This is a genomic window from Amycolatopsis sp. N2S4-7 (assembly GCF_058119595.1).
Genome location: NZ_CP172299.1, coordinates 1,624,432 through 1,645,309, shown reverse-complemented (window position 1 = coordinate 1,645,309; position 20,878 = coordinate 1,624,432). Strand labels below are relative to the sequence as shown.

General features: G+C 70.9%; 24 protein-coding genes and 1 riboswitch. Of the genes, 12 read left to right on the top strand and 12 right to left on the bottom strand.

Translation table 11 applies throughout. The features are described from left to right. Positions 1–20: 20 nt before the first annotated feature. Genes ACH54P_RS07455 through ACH54P_RS07445 form a run of 3 tightly spaced genes read right to left on the bottom strand, consistent with a single transcriptional unit; the run spans position 21 to position 4,419 of the window. Entirely contained in the window at positions 21–2,030 is a 2,010-nt protein-coding gene (locus tag ACH54P_RS07455; protein ID WP_489911598.1) for an ABC transporter ATP-binding protein, read from the bottom strand. Beyond that, positions 2,027–3,760 carry an ABC transporter ATP-binding protein gene (locus ACH54P_RS07450; protein ID WP_489911597.1) on the bottom strand — a complete coding sequence of 578 codons (1,734 nt, stop codon included), beginning with the start codon at positions 3,758–3,760 and terminating at the stop codon, positions 2,027–2,029. Before ACH54P_RS07450 ends, ACH54P_RS07455 begins: the two co-directional genes overlap by 4 nt. Continuing rightward, positions 3,754–4,419, bottom strand: coding sequence for a TetR/AcrR family transcriptional regulator (locus ACH54P_RS07445; RefSeq protein ID WP_489911596.1), 666 nt, complete (start codon positions 4,417–4,419; stop codon positions 3,754–3,756). Before ACH54P_RS07445 ends, ACH54P_RS07450 begins: the two co-directional genes overlap by 7 nt. A 352-nt stretch (positions 4,420–4,771) precedes the next feature. Here ACH54P_RS07445 and ACH54P_RS07440 point away from each other — a divergent pair, with 352 nt between their 5' ends. The 9 genes from ACH54P_RS07440 to ACH54P_RS07400 all read left to right on the top strand — a co-directional run bounded on the left by ACH54P_RS07440 (position 4,772) and on the right by ACH54P_RS07400 (position 11,290). Continuing rightward, positions 4,772–6,016 carry a sensor histidine kinase gene (locus ACH54P_RS07440; protein ID WP_489911595.1) on the top strand — a complete coding sequence of 415 codons (1,245 nt, stop codon included), beginning with the start codon at positions 4,772–4,774 and terminating at the stop codon, positions 6,014–6,016. Continuing rightward, a complete protein-coding gene (locus ACH54P_RS07435; RefSeq protein ID WP_395929731.1) occupies positions 6,013–6,450 on the top strand; it encodes a roadblock/LC7 domain-containing protein in 438 nt (145 codons plus the stop codon). Before ACH54P_RS07440 ends, ACH54P_RS07435 begins: the two co-directional genes overlap by 4 nt. Before the next feature lie 89 nt (positions 6,451–6,539). Further along, positions 6,540–6,908, top strand: coding sequence for a DUF742 domain-containing protein (locus ACH54P_RS07430; protein WP_489911594.1), 369 nt, complete (start codon positions 6,540–6,542; stop codon positions 6,906–6,908). Beyond that, a complete protein-coding gene (locus ACH54P_RS07425) occupies positions 6,883–7,509 on the top strand; it encodes a GTP-binding protein (RefSeq protein ID WP_489911593.1) in 627 nt (208 codons plus the stop codon). The genes ACH54P_RS07430 and ACH54P_RS07425 overlap by 26 nt, the downstream gene beginning before the upstream one ends. 24 nt (positions 7,510–7,533) lie before the next feature. Continuing rightward, positions 7,534–8,760, top strand: coding sequence for a styrene monooxygenase/indole monooxygenase family protein (locus tag ACH54P_RS07420; RefSeq protein ID WP_489911592.1), 1,227 nt, complete (start codon positions 7,534–7,536; stop codon positions 8,758–8,760). Between the two features lie 85 nt (positions 8,761–8,845). Next, positions 8,846–9,724 carry a non-homologous end joining protein Ku gene (ku, locus tag ACH54P_RS07415; RefSeq protein ID WP_489911591.1) on the top strand — a complete coding sequence of 293 codons (879 nt, stop codon included), beginning with the start codon at positions 8,846–8,848 and terminating at the stop codon, positions 9,722–9,724. Between the two features lie 180 nt (positions 9,725–9,904). Continuing rightward, positions 9,905–10,063 (top strand): hypothetical protein, encoded by a 159-nt coding sequence (locus ACH54P_RS07410; protein ID WP_489911590.1) that lies wholly within the window; start codon positions 9,905–9,907, stop codon positions 10,061–10,063. A gap of 244 nt (positions 10,064–10,307) precedes the next feature. Then, on the top strand, positions 10,308–10,634 hold the full coding sequence (gene cmtR, locus ACH54P_RS07405) for a Cd(II)/Pb(II)-sensing metalloregulatory transcriptional regulator CmtR (protein ID WP_489911589.1): 327 nt from the start codon (positions 10,308–10,310) through the stop codon (positions 10,632–10,634). Beyond that, positions 10,631–11,290: a cation efflux transmembrane domain-containing protein gene (locus ACH54P_RS07400; RefSeq protein WP_489911588.1), complete on the top strand. Its 660-nt coding sequence runs from the start codon at positions 10,631–10,633 to the stop codon at positions 11,288–11,290. The genes cmtR and ACH54P_RS07400 overlap by 4 nt, the downstream gene beginning before the upstream one ends. Before the next feature lie 32 nt (positions 11,291–11,322). On the opposite strand, the gene ACH54P_RS07395 is transcribed toward ACH54P_RS07400, so the two are convergent. The 5 genes from ACH54P_RS07395 to ACH54P_RS07375 all read right to left on the bottom strand — a co-directional run bounded on the left by ACH54P_RS07395 (position 11,323) and on the right by ACH54P_RS07375 (position 15,354). Next, a complete protein-coding gene (locus tag ACH54P_RS07395) occupies positions 11,323–11,478 on the bottom strand; it encodes a hypothetical protein (RefSeq protein ID WP_004559113.1) in 156 nt (51 codons plus the stop codon). A 122-nt stretch (positions 11,479–11,600) separates the two neighbouring features. Next, positions 11,601–13,061 (bottom strand): adenosylhomocysteinase, encoded by a 1,461-nt coding sequence (gene ahcY / locus ACH54P_RS07390; protein WP_489911587.1) that lies wholly within the window; start codon positions 13,059–13,061, stop codon positions 11,601–11,603. A 94-nt stretch (positions 13,062–13,155) separates the two neighbouring features. Next, positions 13,156–13,234: riboswitch (S-adenosyl-L-homocysteine riboswitch) on the bottom strand. A 31-nt stretch (positions 13,235–13,265) separates the two neighbouring features. Beyond that, on the bottom strand, positions 13,266–13,748 hold the full coding sequence (locus ACH54P_RS07385) for a GNAT family N-acetyltransferase (protein WP_489911586.1): 483 nt from the start codon (positions 13,746–13,748) through the stop codon (positions 13,266–13,268). After that, complete coding sequence (locus ACH54P_RS07380) at positions 13,745–14,416, bottom strand: hypothetical protein (RefSeq protein WP_489911585.1); 672 nt, start codon at positions 14,414–14,416, stop codon at positions 13,745–13,747. The genes ACH54P_RS07385 and ACH54P_RS07380 overlap by 4 nt, the downstream gene beginning before the upstream one ends. Positions 14,417–14,463: 47 nt before the next feature. Next, the gene (locus ACH54P_RS07375; protein WP_489911584.1) at positions 14,464–15,354 is read right to left on the bottom strand and encodes an AurF N-oxygenase family protein; all 891 of its coding nucleotides are present in this window, start codon (positions 15,352–15,354) and stop codon (positions 14,464–14,466) included. A gap of 88 nt (positions 15,355–15,442) precedes the next feature. Between ACH54P_RS07375 and ACH54P_RS07370 the strand changes: the two genes are divergently transcribed. Then, complete coding sequence (locus tag ACH54P_RS07370; protein ID WP_489911583.1) at positions 15,443–16,102, top strand: TetR/AcrR family transcriptional regulator; 660 nt, start codon at positions 15,443–15,445, stop codon at positions 16,100–16,102. Here the strand turns inward: ACH54P_RS07370 and ACH54P_RS07365 are convergent. Together ACH54P_RS07365 and ACH54P_RS07360 are read right to left on the bottom strand one after the other, a co-directional pair. After that, complete coding sequence (locus ACH54P_RS07365; RefSeq protein WP_489911582.1) at positions 16,099–17,124, bottom strand: DNA polymerase IV; 1,026 nt, start codon at positions 17,122–17,124, stop codon at positions 16,099–16,101. The genes ACH54P_RS07370 and ACH54P_RS07365 overlap by 4 nt on opposite strands. Positions 17,125–17,138: 14 nt before the next feature. Continuing rightward, complete coding sequence (locus tag ACH54P_RS07360) at positions 17,139–17,402, bottom strand: DUF3040 domain-containing protein (protein ID WP_489911581.1); 264 nt, start codon at positions 17,400–17,402, stop codon at positions 17,139–17,141. A gap of 269 nt (positions 17,403–17,671) precedes the next feature. On the opposite strand from ACH54P_RS07360, the gene ACH54P_RS07355 reads away from it, so the two are divergent. After that, a complete protein-coding gene (locus tag ACH54P_RS07355; protein WP_489911580.1) occupies positions 17,672–18,745 on the top strand; it encodes a cobalamin-independent methionine synthase II family protein in 1,074 nt (357 codons plus the stop codon). Between the two features lie 8 nt (positions 18,746–18,753). Here ACH54P_RS07355 and ACH54P_RS07350 read toward each other — a convergent pair whose 3' ends face one another. Continuing rightward, a complete protein-coding gene (locus ACH54P_RS07350) occupies positions 18,754–19,386 on the bottom strand; it encodes a LysE family translocator (RefSeq protein WP_489911579.1) in 633 nt (210 codons plus the stop codon). Between the two features lie 283 nt (positions 19,387–19,669). On the opposite strand from ACH54P_RS07350, the gene ACH54P_RS07345 reads away from it, so the two are divergent. Beyond that, entirely contained in the window at positions 19,670–20,281 is a 612-nt protein-coding gene (locus tag ACH54P_RS07345; RefSeq protein ID WP_489911578.1) for a GTP cyclohydrolase II, read from the top strand. 40 nt (positions 20,282–20,321) lie between these two features. Here ACH54P_RS07345 and ACH54P_RS07340 read toward each other — a convergent pair whose 3' ends face one another. After that, positions 20,322–20,852 carry a MarR family winged helix-turn-helix transcriptional regulator gene (locus ACH54P_RS07340; RefSeq protein WP_489911577.1) on the bottom strand — a complete coding sequence of 177 codons (531 nt, stop codon included), beginning with the start codon at positions 20,850–20,852 and terminating at the stop codon, positions 20,322–20,324. Positions 20,853–20,878: the final 26 nt, after the last annotated feature.

The window sequence follows — 20,878 nt, the reverse complement described above, 5'->3', positions numbered from 1 at the left end:
AGGCCGGGGACCCGGGGCCGTCAGTCCGTTTCCGCCATGGCTTCGGCGAACTGCGCCGCGTAGAGCCGCGCGTAGGCGCCGCCGCTGTGCAGCAGCGTTTCGTGGTCGCCCTGCTCGACGATCCGGCCCTGCTCCATCACGAGGATGACGTCGGCGTCGCGGATCGTGGAGAGCCGGTGGGCGATGACGAAGCTGGTCCGCCCGCTGCGCAGCGAGTTCATCGCCCGCTGGATGAGCACCTCGGTGCGGGTGTCGACCGAGCTGGTCGCCTCGTCCAGGATGAGGATGACCGGCCTGGCCAGGAACGCCCGCGCCACCGTGATCAGCTGCTTCTCCCCGGCGCTGACCGTGCCGCCCTCGTCGTCGAGCACGGTCTCGTAGCCGTCGGGCAGCGTGCGGACGAAGCGGTCGACGTGCGTCGCCTTAGCCGCCTCGACGATCTCCTCACGGCTCGGGTTGTCCGCGCCGTAGGCGATGTTCTCCGCGATCGTGCCGCCGAACAGCCACGCGTCCTGCAGCACCATGCCGGTCTGGTCGCGCAGCTCCTCGCGGTTCATCTTCGCGATGTCGACGCCGTCGAGCGTGATCCGCCCGCTGTCGAGCTCGTAGAACCGCATGAGCAGGTTGACCAGCGTCGTCTTCCCCGCTCCGGTCGGGCCGACGATCGCGACCGTCTGGCCGGGTTCGACGGTCAGCGACAGGTTGTCGATCAGCGGCTTCTCCGGCAGGTAGCGGAAGGAGACGTCCTGGAACTCGACGCGGCCGCGCACCGGGGACGGGCGCTCCGGGTCGGCCGGCTCCGGCCCCTGCTCCTCGGCGTCGAGGAGCGCGAACACCCGCTCGGCCGAGGCGACGCCGGACTGCAGCAGGTTCGCCATGCTGGCGATCTGCGTCACCGGCTGGCTGAACTGGCGTGAGTACTGGATGAACGCCTGCACCTCGCCGAGGGTGAGGCTGCCCGACGCGACGCGCAGCGCGCCGATCACGGCCACCAGGACGTAGCTCAGGTTGCCGATGAACATCATCGCCGGCTGGATCATCCCGGAGATGAACTGCGCGCGGAAGCTCGCCTGGTACAGCGTTTCGTTCTGCTTGTCGAAGATCACCGCGGACTCGTCGCGGCGGCCGAACACCTTGACCAGCGAGTGCCCGGTGTACATCTCTTCGACGTGCGCGTTGAGCTTCCCGGTCGTCGACCACTGCTTGATGAAGTTCGGCTGCGCCCGCTTCCCGATCTTCGCCGCCACGACCGCCGAAAGCGGCACGGTCAGCAGCGCGATCAGCGCCAGCAGCGGCGAGATCAGCAGCATCATGATCAGCACGCCGACCACGGTCAGCAGCGACGAGACGATCTGCGACAGCGTCTGCTGCAGCGACTGCGCCAGGTTGTCGATGTCGTTGGTGACCCGGCTGAGCACCTCACCGCGCGGCTGGCGGTCGAAGTACTTCAGCGGCAGCCGCGCGAACTTGTCCTCGACGTCCTGGCGCAGCCGGTACACGGCCTGCTGCACCAGCGTCGTCGTCAGCCGGGCCTGGATCAGCCCGAAGAACGACGAGATGACGAACAGGGCCAGCACGGTCAGCAGGATCTGCCCGACCTTGTCGAAGTCGATGCCGACGCCCGGCACGAGGTCGACCCGGCTGTAGATGTCGGCGAGCGTGCCGTCGCCCCGGGCGCGCAACCCGGCGACGACCTGTTCCTTGGTGACCCCCGGCGGCACCTGCTTGCCGAGCACGCCGGCGAGGATGGCGTCGGTGGCCTGGCCGAGGATCTTCGGCCCGATCACCGTCAGCGTGACGCTCGCCGCCCCGAGCACGAGGACGCCGATCAGCGCGGCCCGCTGCGGCCGCAGCAGGCGCAGCAGCCGCTTCAGCGAACCCTTGAAGTCGAGGGCCTTTTCCGGCGGTGCGCCGCCGGCCATCCACCTGCCGGGCCCCGAGGTCGCGGCCCCGGTGTTCCGGTGCCGCTCGGCCGTCGGCCGTTCGCCGGCGTCGGTGACGGCGGCCTTGGGCGTCTCCGTGGTACTCACGCCGCCTCCTGTTCGGTGAGCTGGGACAGCACGATCTCCCGGTAGGTTTCGTTGCCGTCCATGAGCTCGTGGTGGGTGCCCGTGCCGACGACGCGGCCTTCGTCGAGCACGATGATGCGGTCGGCGTTGCGGATGGTGCTGACCCGCTGGGCGACGATGACCACCGTCGCGTCCGCCGTCTCCGGCACCAGCGCGCGGCGCAGGGCCGCGTCGGTCGCGTAGTCGAGCGCCGAGAACGAGTCGTCGAACAGGTAGATCTCCGGCTTGTGCACCAGCATCCGCGCGATCGCGAGCCGCTGGCGCTGGCCGCCCGAGACGTTCGTGCCGCCCTGGGCGATCGGCGCGTCGAGACCCTCGGCCATCGCCTCGACGAAGTCCTTGCCCTGCGCCACTTCCAGCGCGTGCCAGAGTTCTTCGTCGGTGGCGTCCGGGTTGCCGTACCGCAGGTTGCTCGCCACCGTGCCGGCGAACAGGTACGGCTTCTGCGGCACCAGCCCGACCGCGCGGGCGAGCACCGCCGGGTCGATGTCGCGGACGTCGACGCCGTCGACCTTCACCGTGCCGCGGGTGGCGTCCATCAGCCGCGGGATCAGGTTGAGCAGCGTCGTCTTCCCGGTGCCGGTGCTGCCGATCACCGCGGTGGTCTCGCCGGGCCGCCCGATCAGCGAAATGTCCTGCAGCACCGGCTGTTCCGCGCCGGGGTAGCGGAACTCGACGCCGGAGAGCTCCAGGTGCCCGTGCACCGCGCCGGGCCGGACCGGCGACACCGGCGGGCGGACGCTCGACTCGGTGTCCAGCACCTCGCTGATCCGCTCGGCGCTGACCTCCGCGCGCGGCACCATCATGAACATGAAGGTGGCCATCATGACCGCGGTCAGGATCTGCAGCAGGTAGGACAGGAACGCCGTCATGGCGCCGATCTGCATGCTGCCGGAGTCGATGCGCTGCCCGCCGAACCACAGCACGGCGACGCTCGAGGCGTTCATCACCAGCATCACGATCGGGAACATCAGCGCCATCAGCCGCCCGACCCGCAGCGACACGGTGAGCAGCTGGTCGTTGGCGACGTCGAAGCGTTCCCGTTCGTGCTTGTCGCGGACGAACGCGCGGATGACGCGGATGCCCATGATCTGCTCGCGCAGGATCTGGTTGATCCGGTCGATCCGCTCCTGCATCAGGCGGAAGGCGGGGCGCATCTTGGCGATGATCACGCCGACCGCGACCGCCAGCACCGGCACGATCACCAGCAGCAGGGACGACAGCGGCACGTCGAGGTTCAGCGCCAGGATGATGCCGCCGACGCACATGATCGGCGCCGACACCATCAGCGTCAGCGTCATCAGCACCAGCATCTGGACCTGCTGGACGTCGTTGGTGGTGCGGGTGATCAGCGACGGCGTGCCGAACTGGCCGACCTCGCGGGCCGAGAAGTCCTGCACCCGGTGGAAGACGCCGGCGCGGATGTCGCGCCCGATGGCCATCGCCGTGCGGGCGCCGTAGTAGACCGCGCCGACCGAGCCCACGATCTGCGCGAGCGTCACCGCGAGCATCACGGCGCCGACCCGCAGGATGTAGGGCATGTCGCCCTTGATGAGGCCGTTGTCGACGATGTCGGCGTTCAGCGTCGGCAGGTAGAGCATGGCGATCGTCTGCACGAGCTGCAGCAGCACGATCACCCACAAGGTGCCCCGGTACGGGCGCAGGTGGCTGCGCAGGAGCTTGACTAGCACAACGGTTCCCCCAGTGCGGTGGTGGTGTTCGGTTCGGGTTTCGGTGCGGTGCCACCGGTCAGGGTGGGCATCCCGGCGGCGAGTTCGTCCAGCAGCCGTTCCAGGGTCGGCAGGAACGGCTCGCCCTCGGTCATGAACCAGTTGACGAAGGCGACCCGGACAGCGCTTTCCACCGACGACGCCATCAGCCGGCAGAGCAGGTGGTCCGCCCCGCCCGCCCGCTTCGCGATCGTCTCGGCGAGGACGCGCTCGACCGCGGCGTGCGCGTTGAGGAACTCGCCGCGCAGCATGAGCTGGCCCATCAGCTCCCGGATGCGGGCAACATACTCGCGATCCGGCTCGCCCTCACGCGAATATTGCTCGATCACCGCCTGCTTCACGGACTCCCAGAGCGGCTCGCCCTCCGGCCGGGCGAGCAGGGCTTCGCGCATCCCCTCGTGGCGGTCGACGACCATCGAGCAGACCGCCTGCTCCTTGCTGGAGAAGTAGTTGTTGAATGTGCGGGGCGAGACGCCCACCTCGGTCGCGATGTCCTCGACCCGCACGTTCTCCAGCCCGCGGTCCAGGGCGAGCCGCAGCGCGGCCTGCGCGAGCGCCCGGCGGGCTTCGCGCTTCTTGCGCTCCCGCAGGGTGAGCTTCGGTGGTTCGTCCGGAGGCATGAACGGAGTGTAGCGAAAAACTTGCGGGCCACGCAAAAAAGTGCGGGCCACGCAAGTTTAGGACGAATCGGGCACGACCTGCCCTTTCGCCGTGCGGACCGCCGCGAGCTGCGATATCGGGATCCGTGTGCGCTCCGTTGCGACGCGCAACTTGCAAAATTGAGCCGAATGGCCCAATGCACTGCGCTCACCAGGAGCGACGCTTCGGATCCGTGCTCACAGCGCGCGATCACACGGGGACGGGTTGTGGACACGTGCCGAGGCTTTCTGCTTGCATGTCGGTCGTCGCCGCCGGGGGTCGGCACGCACGCTGCAGCGAGTCCGAACCAGAGCACGAAAGAAGTGGGACCACATGGCGAGCCGGGCCCGGGAAATCCTGGATCGATCACGCGTCCTCCTGGACCGCTCGCGGGTCGCCGCCGCGCAGTTCCTCACTGCGCCCCCGAAGCACCCGGGGTACGCGCCCGCGGCGGGACCGGCGATCGCGGAACTGCCGCCGCCGGAGCCCGTGGCGGCCCCGGAAGCGCCGGCGGACGAAGCCGTGCTGGCCGAGATCTGCGCCAGCGTCGCCCTGCGCGACCTCAACCTGGTCGACCAGCTCCTGGCCCGCCTGGAGGAGCTCGAAGCGGGGGAGGAGGACCACCACCGCCTCGCCGAGCTCTACCAGCTCGACCACCTCGCCACCCGGCTGCGCCGCAACGCGGAGAACCTGCGCGTCCTGGCCGGCCAGGACACCACGGACGACGCCGCCCGGGCGACCTCGGTGCTCGACCTCATGCGCGAGGCGATGTCCTCGATCGACCACTACGCCCGGATCACCATCGGCCGCGTGGTGAACCTCGGCGTCGTCGGCTTCGCCGCGGAGGACCTGGGGCGGGTGCTGGCCGAGCTGTTCGACAACGCCGCCAACCAGTCGTCCCCGAGCTCGCCGGTGAACGTCAGCGCCCACCTGACCGAGCAGGGCAGCGTCCTCGTCCGCATCGAAGACGAGGGCATCGGCATCCCCGCCGACCGCGTCGAAGGCCTCAACGCGCGGCTGGCCGCGGGTGGCGACCTCGACGACGCCTCGGCGCGGCACATGGGGCTCGCCGTGGTCGCCCGCCTCGCCGCCCGCCACGGCGTCACCGTGCGGCTCGACCGGCGCAGCCCGCACGGCACCGTGGCCACCGTGCTGCTGCCGACCGGCATCGTCACCGAGCTCGCCGAGCACGCGTGGTCGGGCACCCGGACCGTCACCATCGAGCCGGTCAAGGCCACGGCCAACGGCGAACCGGTCGCCGTCGGCGCGCTCCCGCGCCGCCGTCCGGGCGCCTTCCCGCGCGAGGAGTCCGCGCCGGTGCCGCGCAAGCCCAGCCCGCGGCCCCGGCCGGTCGAGCGGGCCGCCGGCGGCACCACCGCCAACGGCCTGCCGCGCCGCGTGCCCGGCAGCATCCGCGGGGCGGCGCCGGAACCACCACCACCCCCGCCACCGGCCGCGGGGCCGGCCGGGCACGAGCAGCTGCTCGCCGACCTCGGCGCGTTCGCCGACGGTGAGCGGGCCGCGCTCGCCGAGAACCAGACCCAGCAGGACGAGACGCCCGGAGGAACCGCCTCGTGAGCGCCCCCCACCCGGCCCCGGCGAACTTCGCCTGGCTGCTCGACGACTTCGTCCGGAAGGTCCACGGCGTCAGCCACGCGCTGATCATGAGCGTCGACGGCTTCCCGCTCACCGCGTCGGACTCGGTCGCCGAGGCCGAGGCCGAGCAGCTCGCCGCCATCGCCAGCGGCCTGCTCTCCCTGGCCGGCAACAGCGCGGCGCTGTTCGGGAAGGGCGCCTGCGAGCAGATCATCATCCGGCTCACCCACGGCTACTTCCTGTTCATGGGTATCGGCTCCGGTGCCGGGCTCGCGGTGCTGACCTCGGGCGAGGCCGACATGAAGGTGGTCGCCTACGAGATGACCCAGTTCATCACCAACGCCGGCCACGCGCTCACCCCCGAGGTGCGCGCCGAACTGCGCCAGGTGCTCACCGCGCGCCGCCCCCGGGTGTGATGAGGATGCCCGACGAGTCTTTCGGCGGTCCGGGTGGCGGAACCCCCGGCTCGGGGCGGAGCCCCGGACAGCACGAGGAAGTGATCGCCGTGTCCGAGAAGGACACCGCCTTGCCGCGGAGAAGCCGCCGGATCCGCGCCTACGCGCTCACCGGCGGCCGCACCAGCACCCGCCACCAGCTGCTGGTGGAGACGCTGGTTTCGGTGCCCCAGTACGACCCCGCGCTGAGCGACACGCTCATGCCCGAGTCGCGCTCGCTCTACGAACGCGCCCGGAGGCGGTGCTCGATCGCCGAGCTGTCGGTCGGGCTGGACCTGCCCCTCGGCGTGGTGCGGGTGCTGATCGGCGACCTCGCGTCCCAGGGCGCGGTGTTCGTCCACCCCACGGCGCACGCCTACCACCACGACACCAACGTGCTCGAGAGGATCCTTGATGGGCTCAAGCGGCTCCCCGCCTGAGGGCGATCTGCTGACGATCTCCGCGAAGATCGTCGTCGCCGGGGGCTTCGGTGTCGGCAAGACCACCTTCGTCGGCGCGGTGTCGGAAGTGCCGCCGATGAGCAACGAGGCGTGGATGACCGAGGCCGGGGAAGGCGTCGACGACATCCCGCCCGGCGGCAAGTCGACGACCACCGTCGCGATGGACTTCGGCCGGATCACACTGCGTCCCGACCTGCTGCTGTACCTGTTCGGCACGCCGGGGCAGGCGCGGTTCTGGTTCCTCTGGGACGACCTGAGCCGCGGCGCGCTCGGCGCGGTCGTGCTGGTGGACACCAGCCGGATCGACGAGTCGTTCGCGGCGATCAACTACTTCGAGAACGACTCGGAGCTGCCGTTCGTCGTGGCGGTCAACCAGTTCGAGGGCATGCCGGTGCACGACCTCGACGAGGTGCGGGACGCCCTCGCCCTCGATCCGAGCGTCCCGCTGGTCACCTGCGACGCCCGCGACCGCGCGTCGACGATCGCCACCCTGACCGAGCTGGTCAGCCACACGCTGTCGCTGGCGGTGCTCTCCGGCCCGGCGGGCCGCGAGCTCGCCGGCAGCGCCCCGCACGCCTGAGAAGAACCGGAGGAGAAGAACTCCATGCGCAGAGTCCTGATCGTGGGCGCCGGGCAGTCGGGTCTGCAGCTGGCCCTCGGGCTGCTGGCGAAGGACTACGACGTCACCGTGATGTCCGCGCGGACGCCGGACGAGATCCGGGCCGGGCGCGTGATGTCGACGCAGTGCATGTTCCACGACGCGCTGCAGCACGAGCGCGACCTCGGGATCAACCTGTGGGAAGCCGACACCGTCAACGTCGAAGGCCTCGGCGTCTCGGTGGCCGCGCCGGACGGCGGCCGCGCGCTCGACTGGTTCGCCGAACTGGACCAGGTGGCGCAGTCGGTCGACCAGCGGGTCAAGATGGCCGGCTGGCTGGAGCTGTTCGAAGAGCGCGGCGGCAAGCTCGTCATCCACGGCGTGATGACGTCCGAGCTGGACGCTCTGTCCAAGCTGTACGACCTGGTGATCATCTCGGCCGGCAAGGGCGAGCTGGTCCAGCTGTTCGACCGCGTGCCCGAGCGGTCGCCGTACACGAAGCCGATGCGCGCGCTCTCGCTCGCCTACGCCCACGGCGTCCGCCCGCGGCCGGAGCACCCGGACAAGGTGGGGGTGCGGTTCAACATCGTCCCCGGCGTCGGCGAGCTGTTCATGATCCCCGCGTACACGCTGAGCGGGAACTGCGACATCCTCTTCTTCGAAGGCGTCCCCGGCGGCCCGCTGGACTGCTTCGGCGACCACCCGGCCCCGGACGAGCACTTCAGGCGCATCCTCGACCTGATGCGGCAGTTCGTGCCGTGGGAGTACGACCGCTGCCGCGACGCCGAGCTGACCGACGCGAAGGCCACCCTGGCGGGCGGCTACCCGCCGGTCGTGCGCAAGCCGGTCGGTGCCCTGCCCGGCGGCGCGATCGTGCTGGGCATGGCCGACGTCGTCGTGGCGAACGACCCGATCACCGGCCAGGGCTCGAACAACGCCAGCCACTGCGCGGCGACCTACCTGGACGCGATCGTGGCGCACGGCGACCGCCCGTTCGACGCGGCGTGGATGACGGCGACGTTCGAGCGCTACTGGGAGTACGCCCGGCACGTCACCGAATGGACCAACGCGCTGCTCCTCCCGCCGCCACCGCACGTGCTCCAGATCCTCGGCGTCGCGGGGCAGAATCCGGCCGTGGCGCGGCGGTTCGCGAACGGATTCACCGACCCGACCGATTTTCAACACTGGTTCATGGATCCGGCACTCTGGGAGAAATACCTGGCAGAGGTCTAGATCGACGGCTCGTCGCACTGTCGCCGGAGGACGATTCGGGCTACGGTAGTTACGTAGCGTGAAGACGACCTCGGAGGTGCGTGGCATGCGGGCGATGTGGAAGGGCTCGGTGTCGTTCGGGCTGGTGAGCATCCCGATCCAGCTGTACGCGGCCACCGAGAACAAGAACGTCTCCCTCCGCCAGGTGCACGAGGCCGACGGCGGCCGCATCCAGTACAAGCGGTTCTGCACGATCGACGGCGAGGAAGTGCCCTACGCCGAGATCGCCAAGGGGTACGAGCTGCCCGACGGCGAGATGGTCGTGATCACCGACGCCGAGATGGCCGAGCTGCCGCTGTCCAGCCAGCGCACCATCGACGTGCTGGAGTTCGTGCCGCTGGAGTCGATCGACCCGATCCAGTACGACCGGACGTACTACCTGGAGCCGCAGAAGAACGCGGTGAAGCCGTACATCGTGCTGCGGGACGCGCTGCACAAGTCGAGCCAGGTGGCCGTCGCGAAGGTCGCCGTCCGGCAGCGCGAGAGCATGGCGGTGCTGCGGGTGCACGCCGACGTGCTGGTGATGACGACGATGCTGTGGCCGGACGAGGTCCGCGAGCCCGACTTCCCGTTCCTGCGCGACAACCCGCCGCAGATCCGGCCGCAGGAGCTGTCCATGGCCGGGGCGCTGATCGACTCGCTGGCCGAGCCGGTGTTCGAGTCGGACAAGTACCGCGACCACTACCGCGAGGCCCTGGAAGAGATGATCGAGGCCAAGGTCGCGGGGGAGCAGACGACCAAGCCGGCGGCGGTCACCGCCAAGGCCGACGTCGTCGACCTGATGGCGGCGCTGCAGGCCAGTGTGGACGCCGCGAAGAAGTCCCGCGAACCGGCGAAGGCCGCGGCGACGGAGTCCGAAGAGGACGAGAAGCCGGCCCCGAAGAAGAAGCCGGCGGCCCGCAAGCGGGCACCGAAGTCCGCCTGAGCCCGCTCGGCGCCGATCCCGGACGGGTGGTTGTGCCGACACGCCGTGCCTGTACCACGCCTCGCCGCGTTGCGGTGGTACCAAGAGGTGCGAGCACACCGGGCACGAACGCGGAAAGGCGGGCCGGTCATGGAGTGCGCCTCTTGTGACGCGGGGATCGATCACTGCCACGGAACGCTGGTGGTGCACCCCGAAGGCGGGTTCGCCGAGTGCACCGATCCGGCCTGTGTGGACGGGGACCGGGTCCGGCACGGGCTGATCGTCGACTGCCAGGCCCTCGGCGGGGACTGCGGCTGTGCCGCCACGCCGGGGAAACCCTTGCTGCACCAGGTTTCCTGAGCCTCCCGCCAGGACCGTGAAGGCCTTCGCGCCGGGCTTCGCCGGCCGGCGGGGAGGCCTTCACGGCGTGAGGACGGCGTCAAACGCGTAACACGATCGTGTATGCAGCTGTGTACACGGGCTTGGCGATGTGCTAACACTAACGGGGTCCTTCGGCTCTCCCTCCCCCTCGGAGCCGGAGGACCCTTTAATTTCCGCGGTGTCCAAGAATGGATAGGTCAGCGGACGATGTACAGTTCATCGCATGGTGACCTGTGAGACGCGGGAGGCGGCGCTGGCCCGCATCGGGCGCGCCCTCTCCGACCCGACCCGGTGCCGGATCCTGACCGCGCTCCTCGACGGGCCCGCCTATCCCGGGCGGCTCGCCGCCGAGCTCGGCCTGAGCCGGTCGAACGTTTCGAACCACCTGTCGTGCCTGCGCGGCTGCGGGCTCGTCGTGGCGGGCTACGAGGGCCGTCAGGTGCGGTACGAGATCGCCGACGGCCACCTGGCCCGGGCGTTGCGGGAACTCGTCCAGGTCGTCCTGGCGGTCGAACCGCGGGAAGACTGTGAAGAGGTGGTGACGCGGTGAAGCCGGAACCGGTCGCCGAAACCTGCGCCGACGGCTGCTGCACGCCGGCGCCCGCCGTGACCCCGGACCGCCGGGCGGTGCTGGTGCGCCGCGTCCGGCTGCTCGTGGCGGCGACCATCACCTACAACGTCGTCGAGGCCGTCGTCGCCCTGACCGCCGGGACAGCGGCCTCTTCCGGCGCGCTGATCGGGTTCGGGCTCGATTCGGTGATCGAAGTGGCTTCGGCCGTCGCGGTCGCGTGGCAGTTCTCGGGGCGTGACCCGGAAGTCCGCGAACGGCGGGCCCTGAAGGTGATCGCGGTCTCGTTCTTCGCACTGGCCGTCTACGTGACGGGGGAGTCCGTCCGGACGTTCTTCTCCGCGGCGGCACCGGAAAGTTCGCTCACCGGTGTCGTGCTCGCGGCGGTTTCGCTCGGGGTGATGCCGGCGCTTTCCGCGGCGCAGCGGCGAACCGGCCGGGAACTGGGCTCCGCCAGCGCCGTCGCGGATTCGCGGCAGACCCTGCTCTGCACGTACCTTTCCGGTGTGCTGCTGGCGGGGTTGCTGCTCAACGCGCTCTTCGGCTGGTGGTGGGCCGATCCGGTCGTCGCGCTCACGATCGCGTTCGTGGCGGTGAAAGAAGGCCGAACGGCCTGGCGCGGCGAGCATTGCTGCTGACGCCGGCACCAGGCCGTTCGCGGGTCAACGGATCAGTACCAGTGTGCGCGGCCACCGATCCGGCGGCCGGTGCCGCCGAGGATGGCCAGTGCCACGCCGGCCACCGCGAGGATGATGCCGATGGTGTACAGCACCGGGATGCCCACGATGAACCCGATGACCAACAGGATTACACCGAGAATGATCACTTTGACACACTCCTTCGCATGAGACCCGGCCCGGCTCCGTGCCGTCCGGGCGGATGCGCTCTCGACCGGAGGATGGCCAGTTTCGGGATAAACCAAACTACGGCGAATGGAGCAACCTTGGATCAGTACCGGTAGTGATCGAGCTTGTACGGACCTTCGACGTCGACGCCGATGTATTCCGCCTGCTCCTTCGTGAGCTTGGTGAGTTTCACACCGAGGGCGTCGAGGTGCAGGCGGGCCACCTTCTCGTCGAGGTGCTTCGGCAGCCGGTGGACGTCCGTGGCGTACTCGCCGGGCTTGGTGAACAGCTCGATCTGCGCGATGGCCTGGTTGGTGAACGAGTTCGACATCACGAACGACGGGTGCCCGGTCGCGTTGCCCAGGTTCATCAGGCGGCCTTCGGACAGCACGAGGATCGCGTGGCCGTCGGGGAACGTCCACTCGTGCACCTGCGGCTTGATCTCGTGCTTCGTGACACCAGGCAGTTTCGCCAGGCCCGCCATGTCGATCTCGTTGTCGAAGTGCCCGACGTTCGCCACGATCGCGTTGTGCTTCATGCGGCCCATCTGGGCGGCGGAGATGATGCCGAAGTTCCCGGTGGTGGTGATGAAGATGTCGGCGGTGGCCACCACGTCGTCGAGTTCGACGACGTCGAGGCCGTCCATCGCCGCCTGCAGCGCGCAGATCGGGTCGATCTCGGTGACCGCGACCCGGGCGCCCTGCCCGCGCAGGGCCTCCACGGCGCCCTTGCCGACGTCGCCGTAGCCGCAGACGACCACGCGCTTGCCGCCGATCATGACGTCGGTGGCCCGGTTCAGGCCGTCCACAAGGGAGTGCCGGATCCCGTACTTGTTGTCGAACTTGGACTTGGTCACCGAGTCGTTGACGTTCATCGCGGGGAAGAGCAGCTCGCCGTCCTTGGCGAGCTTGTAGAGCCGCTTGACGCCGTTGGTGGTCTCCTCGGTGACGCCCCGGACCTCCTTCGCCATGCGGGTGAACCGGTCGCCGTCCGCGGCCAGGCTCGCCCGCAGCGTGTCGAGGACGATCCGGTACTCCTCGGGGTCCTCTTCGGACGGCTGCGGCACCGCGCCGGCCGCCTCGAACTCGACTCCCTTGTGGACGAGCAGGGTGGCGTCGCCGCCGTCGTCGAGGATCATGTTCGGCGCGCGGCCGCCGGGGAAGGCGAAGAGCCGGTCGGTGCACCACCAGTACTCTTCGAGCGTCTCGCCCTTCCAGGCGAACACGGACGTGCCGGCCGGGGCGTCGGCGGTGCCTCGCGCGCCGACGACGACCGCGGCGGCGGCCTCGTCCTGGGTGGAGAAGATGTTGCAGGACACCCAGCGCACCTCGGCGCCGAGCGCGACCAGGGTTTCGATGAGCACCGCGGTCTGGACGGTCATGTGCAGCGACCCGGCGATGCGCGCCCCCTTCAGCGGCTGCGCGTCGGCGTATTCGCGGCGGATCGCCATCAAGCCGGGCATTTCGTGCTCGGCCAGCCGCAGCTGGGTGCGGCCGGCTTCGGCCAGGGAAAGATCGGCGACGGCGAAGTCGAGGCCATTGCGGTTCTGCAGTTTGTCACTCATGGTTTTTCGCACTCTTTCCGGATCGAGCGGCCGGTTTCGGGACTGCTCGGGAGGTGCGGAAAGGCCTTGCGTACCACCAAAAAAGGCACCTCCTTCGCAGGAGGCGCCCTTGGTTCGTGATCCCCGGGCCGAGCGTGGCGGAAAAGAATTCCGTCGCAGCGCCTCTCGGCCCGCAACCAGGATGGCAAAGCCGCCGGGAAGCTGTCAAGCGAGCGACTGGGCCATCAGAACGTCGTCGATATCCGCGCCGTCGACGCGGAATTCTGCCCGCAGCACGCCTTCGACGACGAAACCGCACTGCTCGTAGACGCGGCGGGCGCCGGTGTTGTGACCCAGCACGCGCAGCGTCACCTTGCGGGCGCCGCGCCGGCGCGCCTCGGCGACGGCGGCGTCGACGAGCCGGCGCGCGATGCCGAGCCGGCGCCGGTCCGGGTCGACGGCGAGCCCGCCGATCACCCGCACGTGCCGGTGGGCGGGGATGCCGAACCCCTCGGCCAGCCGGACGTAGCCGGCGACCACGCCGTCGTGCTCGGCGACGAGGAAGTCTTCGGGCGGGGCGCCGTCGTCGAAGAACGGCGTGCCGGGCGGCGGTGGGGGAGCGGGGGACACGAGCGAGTCCCAGGTGCGCTGGTCGAGGTTCGCGAGCGCGGCTTCGTCGTCGGCCCGCGCGGGCCGGATCGTGATCACCCGCCCAGTGTCTCCCAGGCCTGGTCGACGACGCTCGCGATTTCCCGCGGATCGCGGTTGCCCTCCGCGCTCACCCTCCGGATGGTGACGGGCAGACCCGGCCCGCTGCGCCGGCAGCTCGTGACGAGCGACCGCTCCGAGCCGGCGGCGGCCGTGTCGTTGTGCAGCAGGCACTGGACGTCGCCGACACGGACGAGCTCGGTGCCCGGCCGGGCCAGCCGAGCGCCTCGACGTCCTCGTACGGCGCGAACAGCTCCGGCGAGGGCGCGCGCACGGCGATCAGCGGGAAGGCGCGCCGCAGCCGGTCGTCCTGGTACTGCTGCACCAACCGCGCCGGTGCCGCCGTAGGCCGCCGAGATCCGGGCGGCCGTCTCGCGGTCGGTTTTCTCGATCCGGGCGATCATGGGTTGCCCCTTGACCTTGTGGAGCTTCGCGATCGCCTCCTCGGCCCGGCTGAGCCCGCCGAGACCGGGTGGCGCGGTCAGCGACCGCCCGCTCGGGCCGCCGCCGAGCAGGCTCAGCACCAGCCAGGGGACGCCGACCAGGAACGCGCTCACGGCGAGGCCGATCAGCCCGGTCACGGCGGGCCGGGCGAGGAGCGGTCGTCGCGGCACCGCCCGCCGCTCGCCGTGTCCCGGGGCGGGTTCGCTCGGGAAGTCCTCGGTCACCCGAGGATCGTGGCGCAGTCCGGAACCTCCCGGGAAGGAACAGTGCGTCAGATCAGGTGCGCACGCCGCCAGATGCCTTCGGAGCGGCCGCCGATCAGCCCCGCCTCGCGGAGGAACGGCACGATCTTCGCGGCCATCCAGCGGCGCGTCTCGTGGAAGTGCGGGTTCGCGAGCGCGGCGGCGCGGCCCTCCCGCGGGTCGATCCCGACGCTGCGGTAGATCCGCGGGTCGACCATGCTGTCGATGACGCCGTAGGCGACGAGCGCGGTCCGCATCCGGTGCCCCCGCAGGGCCGCCGCCGACAGCTTCGGCGTCTCCCGCAGCACCTCCTCCTTGGCGAACCGGACGTGCCGGGCCTCCTCGACGACGTGGATGCGGTTGACCGAGCGGATCAGCGGCTGGATGCCGTCGTCGTCCATCATCGACCGCTGCAGCCGGTCGGTGGTCTCCTCGGCGACCAGCACGCTGGCGAACATCGACGGCCCGGCGGCGGTCGCGCCGAACACCTTCGCGGCGCGGTGGACGACCTTCGGGACGCCGTAGCGCGGGACGCCGAGCCGGTCGGCGGTGCGGGCGAACATCACCGAATGCCGCGTCTCGTCGCCGATCTCGGTCATGGCGTACTGCGCGTGCTCGGTGCGCGCGTCCAGGTCGAAGACGTACCGGGCGAGCAGCTGCATCAGGACGATCTCGAACCACAGGCCGACGCTCATGATGCTGGCGATCTCGTGCTTGGACAGCTCGATCCGCTGCTCCGGCGTCAGCTTCGCCCAGAGGTCCGTGCCGTAGAGCGAGACGCGCTCCAGCGGCATGTACGCCTTGCCCTCGGCGAGCGGCGCGTCCCAGTCGATGTCGACGTACGGGTCATAGGAGTTCTTCGCGGAGCTCTTGAGCAGACGAGCCGCGGTGACGTCCCGGTCCTGGGCCTCGACGCCCATGGCGACCTCCGGAAAGTAGGGGGTACGCGATGTACTAGTTACTTTGGGGAGCGTACACCCGCCCGGCGGTCCTGAGTAGGCTTTCGCCGTGACCAAGGTCGACGGGCGGGCGGCGCGCTGGGCGGGCCAGCAGGAGCGGCGGCGCGCGGAGTTCGTCGACGCCGCCCTGGAGGCCATCGCCGAGCACGGGCCGGACGTCTCGACCGAGCAGATCGCCGAGCGCGCCGGCGTCGCCCGCACCCGGCTGTACCGGCACTTCGACGGCGCGGCCGACCTCCAGCGGGCGATCGCCCAGCGGGCGGCGGAACTGGTGACGGCGGAGCTGGAGCCGCTCTGGCACCCGTCGGGTTCGCCACGGGAGATGATCGCGGCGGCGATCTCGACGCACCTGCGCTGGCTGACCGAGCACGCCCAGCTGCACCGCTACCTCGTCCGCACCCTGACGAGCACCCCGGAAGGGCGCACGGACGTCCGCGGCGCGATCGCCCGGCACCTCAGCCGCCTGTTCACCGGCTACCTGACGGCGTTCGGCCTCGACCCGGCGCCGGCGGACACGATCGCGTTCGGCCTGGTCGGCTACGTCGAATCGGCGACAACCCGGTGGCTCGACCACCCGGGCACGCTCAGCCTGGCCCAGCTGACGGACCAGCTGACCGGCACGATCTGGGCGATGCTGGACCACACCCTCCGGGCGGCCGGGGTGGAACTGGACCCGGACCGGCCGTTGCCGCTGCCGGAGGGGCTCTAGTCCTCGCGCAGGAACTCCGCGCGCACCCCCAGCAGGCGCACCGCCCGGGTCAGCTCGAACATGCCGAGCACCTCCCGGGCCGCGCGGTCGATCTCCTCGCCGTCCGACGTCGGCTCCGGGAGGGTGATGCTGTGCGTGTGGGTCATGAACGGGACGAACCGCACCTTGACCGCCACCCGCGCGGCCGGCCGGCCCTCGTCGAGGACGTCCTGCGTGACGCGCTTAGCCAGCGCCGATACCTCCGCGGCCATCTCCGCCGGGTCCGTGAGGTCGTGCTGGAACGTCGTCTCGCGGCTGCGGGACCGGGCCACGTACGGCGTGGCGCTGACGTCGGCGTCGCCGATGCCGCCGCCGAGGAGCCGCAGCCACGGGCCCGTCTTCGGGCCGAACCGCGCGGCGAGCTCGTCGGCGTCCGCGCCGGCCAGGTCGAGAACCGTGTGGATACCCAGCTCGGCGAGCTTCTTCGCCGTCTTGCCGCCGATGCCCCACAGGGCGTCGGTCGGGCGCGCGGCCATGACGTCCCACCAGTTCTCCTGCGTCAGCCGGAAGATCCCGCCCGGCTTCCCGAAACCGGTGGCGAGCTTGGCCCGCAGCTTGTTGTCCCCGATCCCGACCGCGCACGACAGCCCGGTCTCGCGGGCGACCGCCGCACGCAGGTCCGCCGCCAGCTGCTCCGGGTCGCCGGTGTCGGCCCCGGCGAACGCCTCGTCCCAGCCGAGCACCTGCAGGACGATCGGGAACTCGCGCAGCGTCGCCATGACGTGCTCCGACACCTCGAGGTAGGCGGGCGGGTCGCTCGGCAGGAAGACGGCGTCCGGGCAGCGCTTGGCCGCGGTCCGCAGCGGCATGCCGGACTGGATGCCGAACTCGCGGGCCTCGTAGGACGCGGTCGCGACGACGGCGCGTTCGCGGGGGTCGCCGTTGCCCCCGACCACGACGGGCTTGCCCCGCAGCTCGGGGTGGCGGGCGATCTCGACCGCGGCGATGAACTGGTCGAGATCGACGTGCAGGACCCACTTCACGGCCCCAGTCTGCCTCAGATCCGGTGCCGCGCCACGTGCGTCCAGACGGTGCCGGTGAGGGCGAGGATCCCGCAGAGCGTGACGCCGGGGTCGGGCAGGATCAGCCCGGCGACCAGCAGGGTGACGGCGATGACGTCGACGATGATCAGCAAGGCGCTGCGGAAGGCGCGCGACTTCGGGCGCCGCCCCTCGCGGAGGGCGGCGGCCAGGTCGGGGTCGCTGAGTTCGAGGCTGCGCTCGATCTTCTCGAGCTCGGTGCGATCGTGGTGACTGAGCATCGGACACTCCTTCGGCGCCGAACCCGCCGTATCGGAGAGCAGATACCCCATCGTCCTCCCGGCGAACCGCCGAATGCCTTCTTGTTTCGTGCTTTCCGCTGCGCCGACCGGGTGATCTTCGCTCCGTGACCGGTTCCCGTCGCGTTAGGTTCCCCTTGAACGCGGCCCGTCGTGGCCCGGACGACGGTGGGGGACGCCCGTGGGGGGGCCGCATCTGCTTTCGTGCCCGGGTGCGGCCGGTCAAGCCCTTCCCGCAGCTGGAGGACTCGATGACCCTGCCCACCGAACCGATCGGCAGCATCCCGCGCCCGGCCTACCTCGTCGAAGGCCTCGGCGACTTCGCCGCCGGCCGGATCGACGCCGTCGCGCTCGCCGAGCTGGAGGGCCGCGCGCTGGCCGACACGATCAGCCGGCTCGAGGAGACCGGCTCACCCGTGCTGACCGACGGCGAGCAGGGCAAGCCCAGCTTCGCGACGTACCCGCTGGCCGGGCTGGACGCGCTGGCGCCGGACGGTGTCGTCATCCCGTTCGCCGACGGGCACACCCGGCAGCTGCCGCGGCTGACCGCGGGGCCGTTCCGCTACGCGACCCACGCGGACTCGTACCTGACCCGGGCCAAGGCGCTCACCGGCCGTCCGGTCAAGCAGGCGGTGATCGCCGCTTCGGCCCTGTCGCTGATCTACCCGGGCGACGGCATCGACGGGTACCCGCAGGAACAGTTCGTCGCCGATCTGGTGGACGCGGCCGAGGCGGACATCCGGCGCAGCCTCGACGCGGGCGCGGACAGCGTGCAGATCGACTTCACGGAGGGACGGCTGTCGCTGAAGCTCGACCCGTCCGGCGGGCTGCTGCGGCAGTTCGTCGACCTCAACAACGCCGTGCTCGACCGGTTCACGGAGGCGGAGCGCGCGAAGATCGGCGTCCACACCTGCCCGGGCGGCGACCAGGACTCGGCGCACAGCCTCGACGTCGACTACGCGGGCCTGCTCCCCGCGTTGTTCGACCTGAAGGCGGGGAACTTCTACGTCCAGCTGGCCAGTGAGGCCGACCCGGACCGCGCGCTCGCCGTGATCGCCGAGCACCTCAAGGCGGACCAGCGGATCTTCGTCGGCGTGATCGACCCGATCGACCCGCGGGTGGAGACGCCGGAGGAGGTCCGCGACCGGGTGCTGGCCGCGGCGCGGTTCCTGCCCGCCGAGCGGCTCGGCACCTGCGACGACTGCGGGTTCTCGCCGTTCGCCGACGACACGTCGACGTCGCGCGAGATCGCCTTCGCCAAGATCAAGGCGCGGGTCGAAGGCACGCGGCTGGCGTCGGAGAAGCTCGGCTTCGGGCCCGCTTAGCCGGGCCCTCAGGCCGCGTCGGTGGCGACCTTCACCCCCAGCGCGACGAGCACGCTGCCGAGCACGGCGTCGAGGCCCCGGCGGACGCGGCCGGAGCCGAAGAACCGCCGCAGCGCGCCGACCACGACGGCGAGGGTGACGAACCACAGCACCGTGCCGGCGGTGGCGATCGCGGCCAGTTCGAGCGTCTGGAGGGTGGAGCCGTCCGCGGGGAGGAACTGGGGGAGCAGCGCCAGGAAGTACACCGCGACCTTCGGGTTGAGCAGGTTGGTGAACAGGCCCTGGCGGAAGGCGGCCCAGGCGTCGATCGGTTTGGCGTCGCGAGCCTCGCCGAGGTCCCGGTACTCCCCGCGGCGCACGGCCAGCCAGGCCTTGACCCCGAGGAACACCAGGTAGGCGGCGCCGACCAGCTTGACGACGGTGAACGCGACCGCCGACGCGGTGAGCACGGCGGCAACCCCGAGGGCGATCGCGACGACCCAGGCGAACACCCCGAGAGCGATCCCCGCGCCCGCGGCGATCCCGGCCCGCTTCCCCCCGGTGAGCGACGACCGCGTGACCACGACGAAGTCCGGCCCGGGCGACATCGCCCCCAGCACGACGACGAGCAGGAACGAAGCGGCGGTGGCACCGGGGATCATGGCCCCGAGGATACGGCCCGCCCGCCACGTCGGGGCGCCATCCGATGGCGTCGTAGGTCACGCGGTCGTCGAACTGCGGGCACCGAGCCATCATCGTGTCCGGTCCGACAGGAGGCTCGGATCCGCTGGGGCCTGTGGGCGCCGCCACGCGGAGGCAGTCGGAGGACGGGGAACATCGGGTGGCCGGCTCGTGTTCGGTCCAGTGTGTCCGGCCCGAGCTCGCCACGTTCGAATTTGAACTTCCGGTAGGGTCGATCTTGTGGGTGACCCGAGTGGAGTGAGCATGACGGCTGAGGTGCGGACGCGGGTGCGGATCCCGCTGCGGCTCGACGGCGGCGTCGCGGTCGAGGCCGAAGCCGTCACCTTCCGCGGGCTGGCCGATGACGGGGAGCACCTCGCCCTCGTCCTGGGGACGCCCGGCGAGGTGCCGCTGGTGCGGCCGCACTCGGAGTGCCTCACCGGGGACGTCTTCGGGTCGGCGCGCTGTGACTGCGGCCCGCAGCTGGCCGAGGCCGTCGCGCGGATCTCCGAGGTCGGCGGGTACCTCCTCTACCTGCGCCAGGAGGGCCGGGGGATCGGGCTGTACAACAAGCTCGACGCGTACGCCCTGCAGGACGGCGGCCTCGACACCTACGCCGCGAACGCCGCGCTCGGCCTGCCCGAGGACGCGCGCGACTACACCGTCGCCGCGCAGATGCTCGGTGCTCTCGGGGTGGACCGGGTCGATCTGCTGTCGAACAACCCGGACAAGGCGGCGCAGCTGCGGGCGGCCGGCATCGCGGTGCGCGACCAGGTCGCGACGGGGGTCTTCGCGACCGACAGCAACGTCCGGTACCTCCGCGCGAAGGCGGAGCTGACCGGGCACACGCTCACCCTGCCGGGCATCGCCAGCTGACCCCGGCGGGCCAGAACCGTCGGTTCGCGTGCCCGGAGGGTCAGGACAAGCGCTGTGCCGCCGCGGCGGCGGGGCTCGTGGTCAGCTTCTCCAGCAGTCCGATCAGGACCGTCTGTTCGGCGGGGGTCAGTGACGCCGCCCAGGCCTGCTCGCGGGTGTTGTGCGCCTGGTAGGCGTCCGTCACCGCCGTGTGGCCCGCCTCCGTCAATGCCAGCTCGACCGCGCGGCGGTCGCGGGGGACCTGGGTGCGCGTCGCCAGGCCGTCCCGCTCCAGGGTCTTGACCAGCGCCGACACCGCCGCGCGGCTCATCCCGGCCAGCCGGGCCACGTGGCGGGACTCGAGCGGGCCGGCCAGCCAGAGCACGAACAGCACCCGGAACCCGCCCCAGCTCAGGCCGCGCGGCCGGTGCACCGTCGATTCCCAGTCGTACACCAGCGCGCCGGCCAGCCGGTGCAGGGTCAGGCCGAGGCGCATCGCCACCGGGTCGGTCGCGGGCAGCTCGGCCTGCGTCCTGCCGACCGCGAAGTCGACGAACGAGAGGTAGTCCAGGTCGGCCGGTCGGTCGGTCATGCGGGTCAGGTTAGGCGATCGGGGGT

What these genes read in the sequence shown, in the direction of transcription:
- ACH54P_RS07445 (WP_489911596.1), bottom strand. Translation starts at nt 4,419, where the DNA reads ATGCCTCCGGACGAACCACCGAAGCTCACCCTGCGGGAGCGCAAGAAG.
- ACH54P_RS07440 (WP_489911595.1), top strand. Translation starts at nt 4,772, where the DNA reads ATGGCGAGCCGGGCCCGGGAAATCCTGGATCGATCACGCGTCCTCCTG.
- ACH54P_RS07425 (WP_489911593.1), top strand. Translation starts at nt 6,883, where the DNA reads ATGGGCTCAAGCGGCTCCCCGCCTGAGGGCGATCTGCTGACGATCTCC.
- ACH54P_RS07420 (WP_489911592.1), top strand. Translation starts at nt 7,534, where the DNA reads ATGCGCAGAGTCCTGATCGTGGGCGCCGGGCAGTCGGGTCTGCAGCTG.
- ku (WP_489911591.1), top strand. Translation starts at nt 8,846, where the DNA reads ATGCGGGCGATGTGGAAGGGCTCGGTGTCGTTCGGGCTGGTGAGCATC.
- cmtR (WP_489911589.1), top strand. Translation starts at nt 10,308, where the DNA reads ATGGTGACCTGTGAGACGCGGGAGGCGGCGCTGGCCCGCATCGGGCGC.
- ahcY (WP_489911587.1), bottom strand. Translation starts at nt 13,061, where the DNA reads ATGAGTGACAAACTGCAGAACCGCAATGGCCTCGACTTCGCCGTCGCC.
- ACH54P_RS07375 (WP_489911584.1), bottom strand. Translation starts at nt 15,354, where the DNA reads ATGGGCGTCGAGGCCCAGGACCGGGACGTCACCGCGGCTCGTCTGCTC.
- ACH54P_RS07360 (WP_489911581.1), bottom strand. Translation starts at nt 17,402, where the DNA reads ATGCTCAGTCACCACGATCGCACCGAGCTCGAGAAGATCGAGCGCAGC.
- ACH54P_RS07355 (WP_489911580.1), top strand. Translation starts at nt 17,672, where the DNA reads ATGACCCTGCCCACCGAACCGATCGGCAGCATCCCGCGCCCGGCCTAC.
- ACH54P_RS07350 (WP_489911579.1), bottom strand. Translation starts at nt 19,386, where the DNA reads ATGATCCCCGGTGCCACCGCCGCTTCGTTCCTGCTCGTCGTCGTGCTG.
- ACH54P_RS07345 (WP_489911578.1), top strand. Translation starts at nt 19,670, where the DNA reads ATGACGGCTGAGGTGCGGACGCGGGTGCGGATCCCGCTGCGGCTCGAC.
- ACH54P_RS07340 (WP_489911577.1), bottom strand. Translation starts at nt 20,852, where the DNA reads ATGACCGACCGACCGGCCGACCTGGACTACCTCTCGTTCGTCGACTTC.